The sequence below is a fragment of the Saccharothrix mutabilis subsp. mutabilis genome (genome assembly GCF_039521145.1).
In the GTDB taxonomy this organism is placed as follows: Bacteria; Actinomycetota; Actinomycetes; order Mycobacteriales; family Pseudonocardiaceae; genus Actinosynnema; species Actinosynnema mutabilis.
The window spans coordinates 111,381-128,102 of sequence record NZ_BAAABU010000024.1; the positions used below are offsets into that span (position 1 = coordinate 111,381).

Below are 16,722 nucleotides of genomic sequence, written 5' to 3' on the forward strand. Positions count from 1 at the left end.
ATGTGTCCCCCCGGACGGTTCCGCGATAGGGCCGGTTCAGGCCGGAGCAGACCCTAACCACGCCGTCTACCTGCGGAGAACCCTGTCGCGCGTGGCGAGTATCACAGCGATCGGTGTAACGCTCACGAACACGACTCACAGGTCGGGAGCACCTCGCAGCCGTCGTTCGCGAATGCTTCCTAAGGCGCTTCCGATGGCTTACTGTTCCGCTCGCCTGTGACCGATCACGGTCCTGTTCTCAGGGGGGCTTGAGACATGCTCGGTGGTAGATCCGCGCGCCCGTCGGCCGTGGAGCCGTCCCGTCCCGGACGACCCAGGCGTGCCATGTCCCTGCTCCTGGCAGGTGTTGTGGCCGCCTCAATGACCGCCGGGTTGACCTCGGACGTCCTTCGCACGGTCGACCTGCCGGTCGCGGAGCCGGTGAAGCCGGTACCGCACACCGAGCACCCGCTCGCCGAGCAGCGGACCGCACCCGGGCCTGCGCCTTTCGAAGCCGTCGACGCGACGTGGCCCCGAGGGGGCACGGCCACCGTGGCCGCCGGTGCTTCCCCCCGCCGCGCGGGTGACCTGCCGGTGACGGTCGCGGTGCAGGCGGGCGAGAAGGACATCGAGGTCGTAGTCGCCGACCAGAGCGCAGCGCAGCGGGCCGGGGTCGTCGGTGTCGTGCTCGCGGTGACACCGTCCGAGGATGCGGACGCCTCGATGTCGGTGGGCGTGGACTACTCCGCCTTCCGCAATGCCGTCGGTGGTGAGTTCGGGTCCAGGCTCCGGCTTGAGCGGCTTCCGGCGTGCGCGCTGACGACGCCCGAGTCGGCACAGTGCCAGGTCCGGGAACCTTTGCCGTCCAGGAACGACAGCGCGGCGAAGACGGTGACCGCCGAGCTGGCCGCCGAGCCGGTCGTGCTCGCCGCCACGGCGGACGGCGAGGGGCCCAACGGTACTTACGAGGCGTCCGCGCTTGCTCCGTCGGGCACCTGGTCGGTGGGTGGGAACTCCGGGACCTTCGGGTGGTCGTACCCGATCGAGCTGCCCAGCCTGACGTACGGCAAGGCGGTCGCGCCGACGGTGGCGCTGTCCTACAGCTCGTCGACTGTGGATGGTCGCACCATGGCGACCAACAACCAGGCGGGGGCGATCGGTCAGGGTTGGGGGTTCTCGCCGGGATCGATCGAGCGCACCTACCGGTCCTGCTCCTCGGACAAGACGCTGCCACAGGAACAGCGGACCGGTGACCTGTGCTGGGCCGGGCAGATCGTGACGATGAACCTCGAAGGCCAAGCCGCCGAACTGGTGTACGAGGAAGCGACGAACACGTGGAAGTCCGCCAGCGATGGCGGCGCGCGGATCGAGCTGTTGACCGGCGCGGCCAACGGCGTCAACGGTGGCGAGTACTGGAAGGTCACCAACACGTCGGGCGTCAGCTACTACTTCGGCCGCAACCGCGGTCCCGGCTACACCGACCAGGAGCAGACCAACTCCGCCTGGACGGTTCCGGTGTACGGCCCCCGTTCCGGCGACAAGTGCCACAACCCCAGCGGTTTCGCCGCCTCGTGGTGCAACCAGGCGTGGCGGTGGAACCTCGACTTCGTCGAGGACACGCAGGGCAACGTCACCTCGTACTACTACACACCGGAGAACAACCACTACGGCGCCAACAAGCAGACCACCGGCGTCTCTTATACCCGTGGTGGTTGGCTCAAGCGCATCGACTACGGGCTGCGCAACGTCAACGGCTCCATCTACGGCGGCGTGGTGCCGCACCAGGTCGTCTTCGACGTCACCGAGCGCTGCCAGCCCAGCGCCGAGTTCGACTGCGACCCGGCGAAGTTCACTGCGGCCAACGCCAAGTACTGGCCCGACGTCCCGCAGGACCAAGAGTGCAAGGCGGGTGCCGTGTGCAACGTGCACTCGCCGTCGTACTGGTCGACCAAGCGCCTGACCACGATCACCACCCAGTACAACCAGGGCTCGGGTCCGGTCAAGGTCGACCAGTACAGCCTCGGCCAGCAGCTTCCGCACCACCTCGACACGGTCAAGGAGTTGCTGCTCACCTCGATCACCCGCAAGGGCTTCCAAGGCACCACGTCGATCGAACTGCCGCCGTTGACCTTCGCCTACCAGTCGATGGACAACCGCGTCGTAGGGTACCGCGACAACTCGGCGATGGCGCACAAACGCCTCACCGAGATCCAGACCGACACGGGCTCGGCGATCCGGGTCACCTACAGCCCGGTGGACTGCGCCGCGAACAACGTCCCGACCGACCTCGTTAACAACACCCGTCGCTGCTTCCCGGTCTACTGGACGTTGCCGTTCAACCAGGACCCGACCCTGGACTTCTTCCACAAGTACGTGGTGGAGAAGGTGGTCACGCAAGACCTCGGCCGGTACCAGGACCCGAACGACCGGCGAACGACCTCACCCGACCAGGTCAGCACCTACACCTACCTCGGCACGCCCGCCTGGCACTACGACGACTTCGAACTCGTCCGCCCCGAACACCGCACCTACGGCCAGTTCCGCGGCTATGCGAAGGTCGAGAAGCGCACCGGTGACCCCGCGTACAAGTACGACGACGTCGCCGACAGGCAGACCCTGACACGGACCACCTACTTCCGCGGTATGGATGGCGACACCCTGCCCTCCAACGGGCGCCGCACCGCCACCGTCACCAACTCCCTCGGCGAGACGGTGACCGACCAGGCGCGGTTCGCCGGCGCGGCGTTCGAGGAGGAGGTGTTCAACGGCGACGGCGGCCCACGGGTCTCCAGCACGATCACCGAGCCCACGATCGTGGGCACGACCGCGACCCGCACCCGCACCGGCCTGCCTCCGCTGACCGCCGTCATCGTGGCGGAGACACGCAAAAGGACCATCACAGACCTGGCCGGCGGCGGCACGCGAACAGCGACCACCACCAGCCGCTACGACGCCTTGGGCCGACTGACCCACAGCACCGAATCCGGCGACGGCGTGCCCGACCTGTGCACCAGGACCACTTACGCCGACAACACCACCGCGTGGGTACGCGACCGCGTCGCCGAAACCGTTGTCTCCCAGCAGGTGTGCCCCGCCGACGGAGTCGCTCAGACCGACATCCTCAGTGCCAAGCGCACCTACTACGACCAGCAGGCGACCCTCGGCCAGGTCACCACGGGCAACGCGTTCCGAACCGACTCGGCGACCGCCGACACCGGTGGCCAGCTGACCTTCGCCACCACTGGCACGGTCAGCTACGACGCCACCGGCCGCCTCCTCACGACCACTGACGCGCTCCAGCGCACCACGCGTGTGGCCTACACCCCGGCCGACGGCGGCGTGCTCACCAAGACGGTGACCACCAACGCCAAGAACCAGACGAGCACCGTCGAGGTCGAGCCCGCCCGCGGCAAGACCACCGCCGCCATCGACGTCGGCGGACGACGACACGACGTCGTCTACGACGCACTGGGCCGAGTCGTAGAGGTGTGGAAGCCCGGACAGATCCGCCGCGCCGGTGGCGGATCGCCCGCCACCACCTACGAGTACACGGTCCGCACCAACGGACCGCTGGCCGTGACCACCAGAACGCTGGTCGACTACCGCACCGGGTTGAACTACCTGACCAAGATCGACGTCTTCGACTCACTCGGACAACTGCGCAGCACCCAGTCCGAAGCTCTCGACGGGACCGCGAACCGAGTCGTCAAGGACGTCTTCTACGACTCGCTCGGCCGCGTGCGGCACAGCTACAACCGCTACGCCACCACGGGCGCACCGTCGACCACCCTGCTCCAGGTCGGCCCGTCGGAGGTCGACGACCGCACCGTCACCGAGTACGACGGCGCGGGACGCGCCACGCTGACCACGGCCTACAAGGGCCTCACCCCGACATGGAAGACCAGGACGGTGCACGGCGGTGACCGGACCACCGTCTTCCCGCCGCACGGCTCGGTCACGCGTACCACCATCACCGACGTCCGCGGCCGTGTGATCGAGTCACGGGACTACACCGCCGCGCCGATCATCAACGGCGACACCGTCAGTGGCGGCGCGTTCCAGGCGGCGACTCGGGAGTACACCCCGCTCGGGAAGCTGGCGAAGGTCAACGACACGGTCGGCAACCACTGGACGTTCGGCTACGACCTCATGGGCCGCAAGACCAGCCAGACCGACCCGGACGCGGGTGCGTCCAGCACCACCTACGACCTCGCCGGCCAGATCCTGACCACCACCGACGCCCGTGGGCAGAAGCTGGCCTTCACCTACGACGAACTCGGCCGCAGGACAGGCGAATTCGTCGACTCCACCGCCGGCACGAGGCTCACGACCTGGTCATACGACAACGCGGAGAACGGCGTCGGTCTTCCCGGCTTCACCACCCGCCACACCCCCAACGGCCTCTACCGGACGGGACCAAGCGCCTACGACGGGCAGGGCCTGATCGCCCGCTCCATCACGCAGCTGCCCTCGTCGGAAACCGGCCTGAGCTCGCTCTACACCACCAAGTTCGGTTTCACCAGCACCGGCCAACTCGTCACGGTCGAGCAGCCGACCGCCGGCGGTCTGCCGGGCGAGGTCGTCACCACCCGCTACAACAAGTACGGCCTGCCCAACGCGACCGACGGCAGCAACGTCTACGTCTCCGCGTCCACATACACGGCCTTCGGGGAAGCACAACAGCTCACACTCGGCCCCGAGCACAACCGTGCCACGCTGACCTACCGCTACGACGAGCAGACCCGACGGCTCGCCGGCACCAACCTCACCGCACAGGCGGCGGACGGCCAGATCGACGACACCGGCTACAGCTACGACCCGTCCGGCAACGTCACCAAGACCGTCAACACCCAGGGCCGCACGGGCCAAGCCCCCGTCCGCACCCAGTGCTACAACTACGACGCCCTGCGCCGCCTGACCAACGCCTGGACCGCGACCGACGACTGCGCCGCCTCACCCACCACCACACCGGGGCACGCCAACATCGGCGGACCCACCCCGTACTGGACCTCGTGGACCTTCGAACCCAGCGGCCTGCGCGCCACCCAGACCCAGCACGCCCTGCCCGGTGCCACCGGCGACACCACCACCACCTACACCTACCCGAACACCGGCGCCGCCCGACCACACGCACTGACCAGCGCAACCACATCGGGCCCATCGGGTTCCACGCTGTCCAGCTACGACTACGACCCGGCCGGCAACACCACCCGCCGCACCCAGCCCTCCGGTGAGCACACCTTCACCTGGGACCGCGAGAACCGCCTCGACACCGTCACATCGCCGGGCGGCACGACCAAGTACGTCTACGACGCCGACGGCAACCAACTGGTGCGCAAGGACCCCGGCAAGACCACGCTCTACCTGCCGGGCCAGGAATTCACCCGCGACAACAGCAGCGGCGTCATCACCGCCACCCGGTACTACCTCCACGGCGGTAGCACCGTCGCGCTCCGGGTCAGCGGCACCAACCCGGTCTACGTCGTCTCCGACCTGCACGGCACCAACACCCTCGCCGTGCAGTCCGTCGGCTTCGCGACCAGCCGCCGCACCTTCGACCCCTACGGCAACCAGCTCAACCCCGTCGAAGGCCTGCCCTGGCCCGACCGCCACGGGTTCCTGAACAAACCGGTCAGCGAAACCACCGGACTGACCGACATCGGCGCACGCAAGTACGACGCCTTCACCGGCAGGTTCATCAGCGTCGACCCGATCCTCGACCTGGACAACCCGCAGCAGTGGACCGGCTACGTCTACGCCGACAACAACCCCACCACCTTCAGCGACCCCACCGGCCTCATCCGCCAGTGCGGCGTCGACGGAGCAGGCTGCGGCGCCCGCAACTACGACAAATCCAACGCCTACAACGAAAAAGTCAACAAGGTCAACAACCTCATCCGGTCGATCCAGGGCCACGCCGCCAAGTCGATCAAACCCACCGCCCGCGACAACTGCAAGGGCGTCAGCAGCTACGTCGCCATGCAGACTTCCTGCGGCTCCTCCCGCACGCAGACGGCCACGTCCGAGTACCCGAAGTGTGCTGAATGCCGCAACGGCCCTTGGAGCCGCGAGAAGCTGCAGATGTTCATCGACATGATGGGCGTCGCCGTACCCGCGATCGGCGACGGCGCGGACCTCGCGAACTGCGGCATCCACGCCGCCTACGGTGAATGGGGAGACGCCAGCCTCTCCTGCGCCGCAGCCGTCCCCATCGTCGGCATCGCCGCAGGGCTCGCCAAAATGGCCAAGAACGGCCAGAAACTCGCCGACACCGCAGGCGATGGCAAGGCCGCGGTCAAATGCGCCAACAGCTTCACCGGCGACACCCACGTCCTCATGGCCGACGGCACCACCAAGCCCATCGACCAGATCAAGGTCGGCGACAAGGTCACCAACAGCGAGCCGGAAAGCGCTGAAACCGAGCAGCACGTAGTCCTCGCCGTCATCGTGACCGACGCCGACAAGGACTACGCCGACCTCACCATCGCAACCCCCGACGGCAACAAGACCATCCGCGCCACCGCGCACCACCCCATCTACAACGCCACGGCCAAGCGGTGGGTGGATGCGGACGACCTCAAACCTGGCGACCAGCTCACCACACCCGGCAACGGCCGTGCGACAATCGAGGCTACACGCCTATACACCGCCACGCTCCGCAACTACAACCTCACGGTCGAACAGATCCACACGTACTACGTGCTGGCGGGAACGACGCCGGTAGTCGTTCACAACTCTGGGCCATGCGGAATTTCGACACGTCACGAGAGAGCTGGCGACATCGGCAACTACACCGATGGCCAGAAGACTCGAGATCCTGCCTCTCAGTGGTATCACGAGGAGCTCAGCAATGACGAACTTCTGGACGGCATCAACAACCCCGCTCCAGGAGACGGGATTTTGGTTTCACGTGACGGCAAGATCCTGGGGGGCCACCACCGCAAGGATGAGCTCATCGCCAGAATCAAAGACGGGCGTATCGATCCGAACACTCAGATCCGCATCGACGTCTATGAAGGGGAATAGCGCCTGATGTCACTGATCCGCCCCGTCGACTCCGACTTTCGAGTGTGCCAGATTACCTTCGATACGCTACTTTTGATCCAATCGGACGCGGAAGAGCGAGGCTACGCCACTCGGTGGTCTTCTGTCGACGCATTGCGCAGCCAGGTCAAAGAACAGAGTGTCGTCCTCCAGTCGCTGACGCGGGAAGAGAGAGGGGGAACACTGCGCGCCTATCGTTGCCTTCTTCTGTTCCCAACCGCAGAAGACGGCCATGCCGGAGGAGTTTCCACGATCGACGTCGAACCGACGAGGTACGAATCGCTGGAGCGGCTTGATCGGGACCCTGACGTCCGGAAGGCGCTAACTCAGATGATGACTCTTGCGATGGGTGGCATTTCGATGACTTCGAAGAAGTGACAGCGCTTTGCAATCGGAGCGTTATTCAGAGTGCGGCCACCAGCCGAGTCGGTAGAATCCAAGGTGGGTGATGATGCGGATGACGGCGGGGTGTTCGGCGAGACGTCCGCAGTAGCCGGTGGCGAGGATTTTCTATTGTTTGAGGTTGGCGATGGCGAGTTCGACGGCGCTGCGGATAGCGGAATCCTGCCGTTGGAGGCTTGTCACCCTCGGAGTGTTGGCCAGCACCGTGGGCGATGGCGTCGCCCTCGGCGTCACCGACACTGGCGCTGATCTCGACAACGGCGCAACCGCTGGCGCCGTCCTCTTCCTCGTCGGCGTCGCCAGATGGTGGGAAGATCGGACGGCAATGCAGTAGGCAAGGCGTTTCCGGCGGCGGTCCAGTGCTGTCACACGCGCCAGCCGACTGCTCCCGGACAACGTTCAGCAGCAGTACTGCAAAGAGTGGACCGCCTGGATTTCGGACCTGCGTACCGATGGCACACCTCGCATCCGACGGTGGCTCGAACTGCTCGGCATCCTAATCGCCGCACCCCGGCTCACGATCACCCTCCGGCTTACGGCACGCCGGGCGGTGGACTGATGAGACGCCCATCGGCCAGGGCCGTCGGCATGACCGGCGGCGCCAGCGGTGTATATGCCGATAACCTAATCCATGCAGGTGCGAAGCGTGAACAGGCCAACAGGCTCAGATAGTCCCGTAGCAGTGTCGGTGATCCGCAGTCTCGTCAACTGACGGGCGTGATGACCGACTGTGCCGCTTCGACTGGCCTATCTTGGCGTGGCCAACGCCTTCGCGGTGCTGCGCTGCTGCCCATGAGCGACCGGGACAGGGACACGGAGATCATTGCGCTGCGCCACCTGATCGTGGACCTGCAACGCCAACTCGGAGACGCCCGCCCACGGTTCTCCCCGCCGACCGGGCCTTCCTCGCAGCCCTGCTAACCGTCGCCGACTACCTAACCGAGTGGCTGCCCGACCAAGCACCGGCCTCAAACCGACCACGATCACCCGCTACCACGACTACGCCACCAAAGACCTGATCCCGCCCTCGGCACCATCCGACTCGACGCGCTCACCCACCACTACGTCTCAGTCTTCATCAGCGACCAACTCACGGCCGGACGCGGCGCCGTCACACTGCGTCGGTGCGTTGCCACGCTGTCCAGCGCCCTCACCGACACCGTCCGACAACGACGACTACCCCACACCCCGCCCGCTACGCACTCGTGCCGCGGCCACCCGAGTGCGAACCAGCCTGCTGGACACCCGGTCAAGCAGCCCGCTTCCTCCGCTGGTGCCACAACCACGACGACCCACTCGCCGACCTCTTCAAAGTCCTCATCGGCACTGGACTCCGCAAAGGCGAAGCACTCGCCCTGCACTGGAATGACATTGACCTCGACGACCACGTGCTGTTCGTCCGCTACACCCTCTCCAACGTCAACAACACCACCCCGGTCTTCACCACACCCATGGCCAAGACCAGCCGCACCTGGATCGGCCTGTCCGACCGAGTCGTCCCCGCCCTACGCAACCAGTCGATCCGCCAACCCGACCGAGACCTCGTCTTCACCCGACGCGACGGCCACCCACTCCGCCACGAACACGTCCTGCACCGCTTCCACTGCCTCACCGCACCCGGTGACGACCTCGCGGTTCCGGCGGAGCAGGCTGCGGCGCCCGCAACTACGACAAATCCAACGCCTACAACGAAAAAGTCAACAAGGTCAACAACCTCATCCGGTCGATCCAGGGCCACGCCGCCAAGTCGATCAAACCCACCGCCCGCGACAACTGCAAGGGCGTCAGCAGCTACGTCGCCATGCAGACTTCCTGCGGCTCCTCCCGCACGCAGACGGCCACGTCCGAGTACCCGAAGTGTGCTGAATGCCGCAACGGCCCTTGGAGCCGCGAGAAGCTGCAGATGTTCATCGACATGATGGGCGTCGCCGTACCCGCGATCGGCGACGGCGCGGACCTCGCGAACTGCGGCATCCACGCCGCCTACGGTGAATGGGGAGACGCCAGCCTCTCCTGCGCCGCAGCCGTCCCCATCGTCGGCATCGCCGCAGGGCTCGCCAAAATGGCCAAGAACGGCCAGAAACTCGCCGACACCGCAGGCGATGGCAAGGCCGCGGTCAAATGCGCCAACAGCTTCACCGGCGACACCCACGTCCTCATGGCCGACGGCACCACCAAGCCCATCGACCAGATCAAGGTCGGCGACAAGGTCACCAACAGCGAGCCGGAAAGCGCTGAAACCGAGCAGCACGTAGTCCTCGCCGTCATCGTGACCGACGCCGACAAGGACTACGCCGACCTCACCATCGCAACCCCCGACGGCAACAAGACCATCCGCGCCACCGCGCACCACCCCATCTACAACGCCACCGCCAAGCGGTGGGTCGATGCAGGTGACCTTGACCCGGGCGACCAGCTGAATACACCCGGCAACGGCCGTGCAGCCATCCAAGCTACACGCCACTACACCGCCACCCTCCGCACCTACAACCTCACGATCGACGTTGTCCACACGTACTACGTGTTGGCTGGCTCGACCTCAGTCCTGGTGCACAACTCCGGCGGCTGCCCTCACGTCAATCTTGACGCGGTTCCCGAAGACCTACGAGGGCCCGCTCGCGACGTGATCGACTCGATGGACAAAAACGGCACTCTCCCTCCAGGGGTTCAACAAGGCGGAACTCGTGGAATGCCCGGGATTTATGGCGGCGAAGGGCTGCCAGCGGCACCTCCTCGCTACTACGTAGAGACTGACATTCTCCCGACTCCGCCTGGGGGAAAGAGGCCCGCGAGTGGCCGGTTGGTGTTCGGAGGGCGAGGCGAGGTATGGTACACCGAGCACTATAAGGATGGTTTCGTGCAACTTCGGGGAGCAAACTGTGGGTGCTAACGAACCGCATTCGCCAAGATCTTGGGTCGACCTTGTGGTCGAGTTCCCACAGCTGAAATCACGACCATATCTGGTCGAACGTCAGAATCTCGATTCACTAACAGAGGTTTTGAAGAGACACAAATTTCGCCTCGTGATAGCAAATCCCTCGCTGGCCGGAGCGGACAACAAAGAGGAATCGCTGCTAAAAGAGCTGACGCTCAAGCTAGGTTTCTCAGAGCCGGGTGCAGGAAGTTGGGCCGCCTTTAGTGATCGTTTGTGGGACCTTCAGAATGACCGATCAGCAAGTCCTGTCGCCGTGATTGTCGAAAATCTCGACCAGTTGTTGCACAGTGATCTCCACAGCTTCCTGCGCTGTGTTCACAACCTGCTGTCGATGACTGAAGGTGTCGGCCTTGCGGATCCGAGGAACGACTTGCAGGTCGAATACTTCTTCGTTGGGAGTTGGCTTTCTCGCAAATAAAACGCCTTTCCGATACCCCTGTGGGTGTCAAGGACGTCGAACTGTTGGTGCTGCGGCACGAGGTCGCAGTGCCGCGCCGGACCAACCCCCGCCCGCAATGGGAGTGGGCCGATCGAGCTGTACTCGCCTCGCTGGTTCGCCGACTCCCCCGGCTGCTGCGCGAGCACCGGTTGGTGACACCGGGAACGCTCCTGCGATGGCGCCGGCGCCTGGCCGCAAGGAAGTGGACCTATCCCAGTCGCACCGGCCGCCCTCCGGTCGACGACGCCATCGTGGCGTTGATCGAGCGCATGGCGCGGGAGAACACCGGCTGGGGTTACCGCAGGATCCAGGGCGAGCTGCTCAAGCTTGGCCACCGGGTGTGTACGTGCGAGAACTACGTCCATGCAGGTCAGCAGACATCGGTCGTGGCTAGTCACCGTCCGGCATGATCGCGGCTCGTGCTGATCCGCTTCGCCTACCTCGCCGTCACCCACACCTTCGCCGCGCTACGGCTATTGCGGATGACCGACCGTGAGAAGGACGTCGAGATCCTTGCCCTGCGCCATCAACTCACGGTCCTACAGAGACAACTCGGCAATCAGCGGCCGCGATTACGGCCCGAGGACAGGGCGTTGCTCGCGCCACTGTCCCACATGGCACTGCGCCGGCTCCGACTGCTCGTCAGCCCAGACACGGTGCTGCGGTGGCATCGGGACCTGGTGAAACACCGGCACGCCCGTGCAAGCGAGCGCCGTAGGCCCGGGCGCCCGCGCGCAATTGCCTCCATCCGCCGCCTCGTCGTGCGCTTGGCAACCGAGAACCCCTCCTGGGTTACCGGCGCTGTGCTTGCCGAGAATGTCGTCCGTGCAGGTCAGGCGGCGTGGTGGTACTCGTTGAGGATGCCGCCCAGTCGTTGCTGTCGGCGGACGTCGAGTCTGGTGATCGCTGCTTGATCGGTGACGGCTGGTGGCAGGGCGCGTAGTGGTCGTGCGTTGGCGAGCTGGCAGGGCGACACGGGCGGCCAGGACGTCGAGGCAAGTGGTCACGCGCACCCTCCGTCCCAGTTCATGCGGGGTATCCGGACACCGCTCAGCCCCCGTGGCGATGCCCGTGGTGCTGAGGATCTCATCGCGATCAACGCGGGGTGTTTGCAGTCGCGGATGAGGAATCTGACCCGTTCGGTGGCTAAGCCGAAGTCACTCGTCCTGTCCATGGCCGTGGACCAAGCCCTCAAGCTGCTCACCGACGCGCCCGCTCCCGTTGTTCCTGCGGTGTACCGGCAACCTTGACACAGGCCCTCAGCCGAGGGCACCCTAGTTCGGTACACCGCAGGAACAACCATGTTGGGGCTGGCGATGAAGTTCTACACCGCGAGCAAGAGCCGCAATCAGGGCAGAGAGTCGTGGTCGGTGATCTTCCGCCACCCCGCCCGGATCGACCTGTCCAGTGGCAAGACCGGTCGACGCATACGGCGCGGCTTGGGTACGAGCGACGAGGTCGAAGCCTCGCTGCTCGTCGACCAGCTGAATCAGATCTTAAAGGCGCCGGAGCTGTGGGAGGTTACCGCCAAGCAAAGTGCGCTCGGCCGCTTCGACGCTCGAGTTGTCGACATCTTCTACGATGGCATGGAGGCCAGCGATGTCGACTTCGCCGACCTGCGGAACGAACTCCTGCCGCTGCCGGGCAATGACGACGGCTATCGAACGGTGCTGTTGCTCGGAACCACCGGCGCAGGCAAGACAACAGTTGTACGCCAAATCCTGGGGACCGACCCAGTCACTGAGCGCTTCCCCTCGACGTCGACCGCTAAGACGACCGTCGCCGATACCGAGTTGATCACGACCGAGAACGGTTCGTACCGCGCGGTCGTCACCTTCGTGCCTCGTGACGAGGTCGTCGACCACCTGACCGAGAACGTCTCAGAGGCGGCGCTCGCAGCTTTCCGCAAGCGCTCCGACGACGAGATCCGACGACGCCTACTGGATCACGTCAATCAGCGCTTCCGGTTCAGCTACGTTCTGGGACGTGGCGTCGAACAGGCCGACGACCTGGATCTTGCGGATGACGACGATGAGGAGATCGACGACATCGATCCGGACGACTATGGCACCGTCGATTTGGCTGCGACCAACGCCGTCGTCGCTGATGCGGTCGAGGCCGTCAAGGCCGTGGTCACCCGCTACGCCAGCGCGGTCACCGAGGTGCTCAAGGACAGCGAGGATGACGAGCGGGTGCTAGAGGAGCTCATCGAGGAAAATCTCGACGGCGAACTGCGAACGTCAGGTGAGTTTCACGAGATCGTGGATTCCCTTGTGGATGAGATCGAGAAGCGCTTCGGCACCTTGGACGTGGGCGAGTTGCGGCGCAACCGTCAGGGCTGGCCGACGACATGGTCGTGGGAGTCGGATGACCGCGCAGCGTTCATCAAGGTGGTGACGCGCTTCTCCAGCAACTTCGCGCCGCTCTTCGGACGCTTGCTGACTCCGATCGTCAACGGCATTCGGGTTAGCGGGCCCTTCCAGCCAGAGTGGTCAACAGAGTCGGTTCGTCTGGTGCTGGTTGACGGTGAGGGCCTTGGACACACGCCGAAGTCCGTCGCGACCCTCTCGACCCGTGTGGCCACCCAGTTGCAGAACGTGGACGCAGTCATGCTCGTTGATAACGCGGCCCAACCAATGCAGGCCGCACCAGTCGCGGCGCTCAAGGGAATTGCCGTTTCCGGCAACGCAAGCAAACTGCACGTCGTCTTCACCCACTTCGACCAGGTCAAGGGCGCCAACCTGCCCACCTTCTCCGACCGGGAGCAGCACGTCCTAGCGTCGGTCGAAAACGTCCTGAAGGCCATCGGGGATGAGCTGGGCCCGGCCGCGGAGCGGGCCCTGCGACGCCGGATCGAGGTTGCCCAGTTCTTCGTGGGTGGCATTCACGAGCCGCTCAACTCCAAGAAGAGAGCTGGGCTGCGGGCGATCGAACAACTGGACGCCCTGCTCGACCTGCTAGCCCACCCGGAACACGCTGCCAGCATCGGTCCGAGTCGGCCGATCTTTAACCGGATGAACCTGTCGTTGGCCGTCTTGGAAGCCTCCAGGACCTTTCACACGCGGTGGCGAGGACTCCTGGGGCTCGACTTCAACCCGGAGGCTCCGAAGGAGCACTGGACGCGGGTCAAGGCGCTCACTCGGCGACTGGCAGAGGGCTGGAACGACGAGTACGACAATCTCAGGCCGGTGGCAGACCTGCGCTACAACCTCCAGACGCAGGTCTACCTGATGCTGCAGCGGCCGGAGCGGTGGTCGAGCGGGGAGCCCGGCGAGGATGAGAAGCAGGCGATTCTCGACGCGATCTCCAACGCCGTCACCAACCGGCTGGTTGAGCTAACCAAGCGCCGTCTCCGCGACGAGGTGCGAGCCGGATGGCAAGATGCCTACCTGCAGAAGGGCCCTGGATCGACGTTCGCGCGGGCGCGGATCATCGCGAACGACGTCTACGACCGGGGAGCGCCCATCCCGACGGTCAGCGCGGCACCCGACCAGAATCGCTTCCTTCGTGATGTCGCCGACGCGGTCGATGAGGTGTTCCGCGAGTTGGATGGGAATCTTGAGTGACCCGTGTCCCACACGGTGGCTCGAGCAGGCATTTCCAAGCCAAGCCGTGGCCGCGCGGCCAAGCCCGAGGAAGTCCAGTGCTGCTTCTCGACCGTGGACCCGGCTGAGATCATCGCCCGATGCACGACGAGGCAACCAGCTGGGACGCACTTCGACGACGGCTCACCCGAGCGCCGTACCAGCCAGAGGGCCATCGCAGCCGTTGGGCTGTCATCGACGGTCAACGGAAACGGTAGACGGCGGCGTACGACACAGAGCCAGATTGGCTCCCGCAAGACCTCGCGAGCCGGGAACTTCCGACCCCGCCGGCCTTCGTGGCTGGTTGAGGCAGTCCGACGGTCGCTGAACTGGAGAGGGATCGCCTGCCGTGGGGACGGGTCCGAGCGACCCGTCCCCAGGCGCTACTCGGGCGCGGATAGGCCGAACGATGACTTCACCACCAGGCTGCCGGCGCAAAACCGCTGGTCGCCCCTGTTCCCATCCTTTGGTGCTCCTGCCCAGGAGACGAGCCTGCGCGGGTCAGATCTGGCTCTTGTTCCCGGTCGACGGAAGCGGGGACCGGACACGAAACACGAGGTCACCGGCGCGATGCTCCGGTGTGAATGCGGGGCGTGCCGCACTGCGGGTTCGTACCTGCACACCTACTGCCGAGTCCATCGCATCCACCGACCGATACCAAGATGAGTTCGGAACGCTAGGTCGCCAGCTCACCAGCGGGACCCTGCCCACTCATCCCACACCGACCGTCCGCCCATGATTGGGCATAGCCCCAGACGTCGCCCTAGGTGACCGCTGCGCGAAGCCCACCTGCGTCGTCACCACCAACACGGCCCAGCGCAACAGGTGTCGGCAAGCGCGATCCATGAGATCACCGGTCAGGACGACCTGGACGACGCCACCGCACACGCCGATCACGGGAAGGAAGAACACCCACACGGGGGATCCGGTTCGCTTTAGCTAACGCGACCCCATTTCACCCCGCGCGACCCGATCCTCCCAAAATCCTCCCAAACACCGGGTTACCGACCAGTACTGACCATTGTGGACAGTCGCCTCAAGATTGACACGAACGCATCAAAAAGCCCGCTGACCTGGGCTTATACCCAGAGCCAGCGGGCTCCTTCAGACCGTCGGGACGACAGGATTTGAACCTGCGCCCCCTTGACCCCCAGGGTCGTTTTGATCATGCTTCGACCTGCGGAAACCGGTTCAGCGGCACCCTAAACAGCTCTGTTGAGCGAAGTTTGGCGCAGGCGGAACCTGTTGCGGTACAACGGATTCTCCTCCTCCCACTCCTCCTTGTCGACTCCCTTGATTGCCGGATCAAGGAGCCTGCGTTCTCATCGGCAACAGCTCAACCACAACTGCGGTGACGCACTGTAGAGGCGCCTTGATCAAGAACCCGGTCTACACCATCGCATTCCCCGCGGGCGCGGCGTACGACAATGGGGACGTGACCGAAGAGCGTTTACCCTGCAATCGGCCAGGCTGACCGTGATGGAGCAAAAGGTGGTCGACGCCGCCCACCGAGGAGTATGGGCCAGCCCCAGAGACGACTGCCCGACGGACCTCACGGCCACCGGGGATTCGGGCGCACGTGCGGGCAGGATTGATCCGTGAACTGCTCATGGGCCTTCACGTCGCGCTGCACCGCCCGACCAAGCCTGTTCAGCACTACTCAGGTCCGCGTACTCGACCGGTCTGCGTCCCGCCAGCAGCGGGCGGGGGTTGAACAGCCAGGCCAGTCGTCGGCCTGTGCCCAGCCCGACGCGAACCCGGCTCCGGACCTGGTCGCCGTGGACCGCGGCTGCCTTCGCCATGTCCTCGGTGACCTCGTCCGGGCTGAACGCGACGCGGTCCACCAACTCCGCGAGCGGGCGCAACACCGGCATACAGCTCTCCGGCGCCGCTTCGAGCACCTGTCCGGTGGTCTGACCGTTGTGGACGCGGGTGCCACCGGCGCGGAGCGCGGCCACCGCGTCCTGCCATGCCTGCGCGACACGTCGCCGAAGAGGACCGCGTCGGTACACACGACGACGTGCGGCCTTGGATAAGGGAATCGCAAGCAACAGCGCCAGCAGACCGGCGCCTACCGCAGGAAGCAGCATGCCTGACGACCAGGCGGACGCAGGGGCTGCAACAGGTTCCGGTGGTGCCACGCCGCCGGTCTCGGGTTCCGGCGCCGGATCCAGGTCGTAGGGCGGTGGCAGTTCGACAAGTCCGGGGGCGGTTTCCGCCGGGGCGTCGGGCGGCTCGTCGCCTAGTACTCCAGCCGCAGTTCGTGATCATGTTCTGCTAGCTTGTCGATCTTGTGTTGGTTGATGAGGACATCCAGGCGTGGGTGAGCGGCTTGGACG

At 65.3% G+C, this 16,722-nt stretch carries 10 protein-coding genes; 9 read left to right on the forward strand and 1 reads right to left on the reverse strand.

The window, feature by feature from the left end; translation table 11 throughout:
• The first annotated feature begins 360 nt into the window (after nucleotides 1–360).
• The 9 genes from ABD126_RS33120 (at nucleotide 361) to ABD126_RS33155 (ending at nucleotide 14,365) form a co-directional block, all read left to right on the forward strand.
• Nucleotides 361–7,005, forward strand: coding sequence for a polymorphic toxin-type HINT domain-containing protein (locus ABD126_RS33120; protein ID WP_343938489.1), 6,645 nt, complete (start codon nucleotides 361–363; stop codon nucleotides 7,003–7,005).
• 6 nt (nucleotides 7,006–7,011) lie between these two features.
• Nucleotides 7,012–7,401 (forward strand): hypothetical protein, encoded by a 390-nt coding sequence (locus tag ABD126_RS33125; protein ID WP_343938491.1) that lies wholly within the window; start codon nucleotides 7,012–7,014, stop codon nucleotides 7,399–7,401.
• A gap of 217 nt (nucleotides 7,402–7,618) precedes the next feature.
• Nucleotides 7,619–7,759, forward strand: coding sequence for a hypothetical protein (locus ABD126_RS33130; protein ID WP_343938493.1), 141 nt, complete (start codon nucleotides 7,619–7,621; stop codon nucleotides 7,757–7,759).
• An 871-nt stretch (nucleotides 7,760–8,630) separates the two neighbouring features.
• Entirely contained in the window at nucleotides 8,631–9,344 is a 714-nt protein-coding gene (locus ABD126_RS38880; protein ID WP_425542919.1) for a tyrosine-type recombinase/integrase, read from the forward strand.
• Nucleotides 9,329–10,315, forward strand: a complete 987-nt coding sequence (locus ABD126_RS33135; protein WP_343938495.1) for a polymorphic toxin-type HINT domain-containing protein — start codon at nucleotides 9,329–9,331, stop codon at nucleotides 10,313–10,315. Before ABD126_RS38880 ends, ABD126_RS33135 begins: the two co-directional genes overlap by 16 nt.
• Nucleotides 10,305–10,778, forward strand: a complete 474-nt coding sequence (locus tag ABD126_RS33140; protein ID WP_343938497.1) for a hypothetical protein — start codon at nucleotides 10,305–10,307, stop codon at nucleotides 10,776–10,778. The genes ABD126_RS33135 and ABD126_RS33140 overlap by 11 nt, the downstream gene beginning before the upstream one ends.
• A gap of 20 nt (nucleotides 10,779–10,798) precedes the next feature.
• Nucleotides 10,799–11,209 (forward strand): helix-turn-helix domain-containing protein, encoded by a 411-nt coding sequence (locus ABD126_RS33145; protein WP_343938499.1) that lies wholly within the window; start codon nucleotides 10,799–10,801, stop codon nucleotides 11,207–11,209.
• Between the two features lie 9 nt (nucleotides 11,210–11,218).
• Nucleotides 11,219–11,713 carry a hypothetical protein gene (locus ABD126_RS33150; RefSeq protein WP_343938501.1) on the forward strand — a complete coding sequence of 165 codons (495 nt, stop codon included), beginning with the start codon at nucleotides 11,219–11,221 and terminating at the stop codon, nucleotides 11,711–11,713.
• A 387-nt stretch (nucleotides 11,714–12,100) separates the two neighbouring features.
• Nucleotides 12,101–14,365: a P-loop NTPase family protein gene (locus tag ABD126_RS33155; RefSeq protein WP_343938503.1), complete on the forward strand. Its 2,265-nt coding sequence runs from the start codon at nucleotides 12,101–12,103 to the stop codon at nucleotides 14,363–14,365.
• Nucleotides 14,366–15,990: 1,625 nt separating this feature from the next.
• On the opposite strand, the gene ABD126_RS33160 is transcribed toward ABD126_RS33155, so the two are convergent.
• Nucleotides 15,991–16,473 carry a DUF4129 domain-containing protein gene (locus ABD126_RS33160; RefSeq protein ID WP_343938505.1) on the reverse strand — a complete coding sequence of 161 codons (483 nt, stop codon included), beginning with the start codon at nucleotides 16,471–16,473 and terminating at the stop codon, nucleotides 15,991–15,993.
• Between the last annotated feature and the right edge of the window lie 249 nt (nucleotides 16,474–16,722).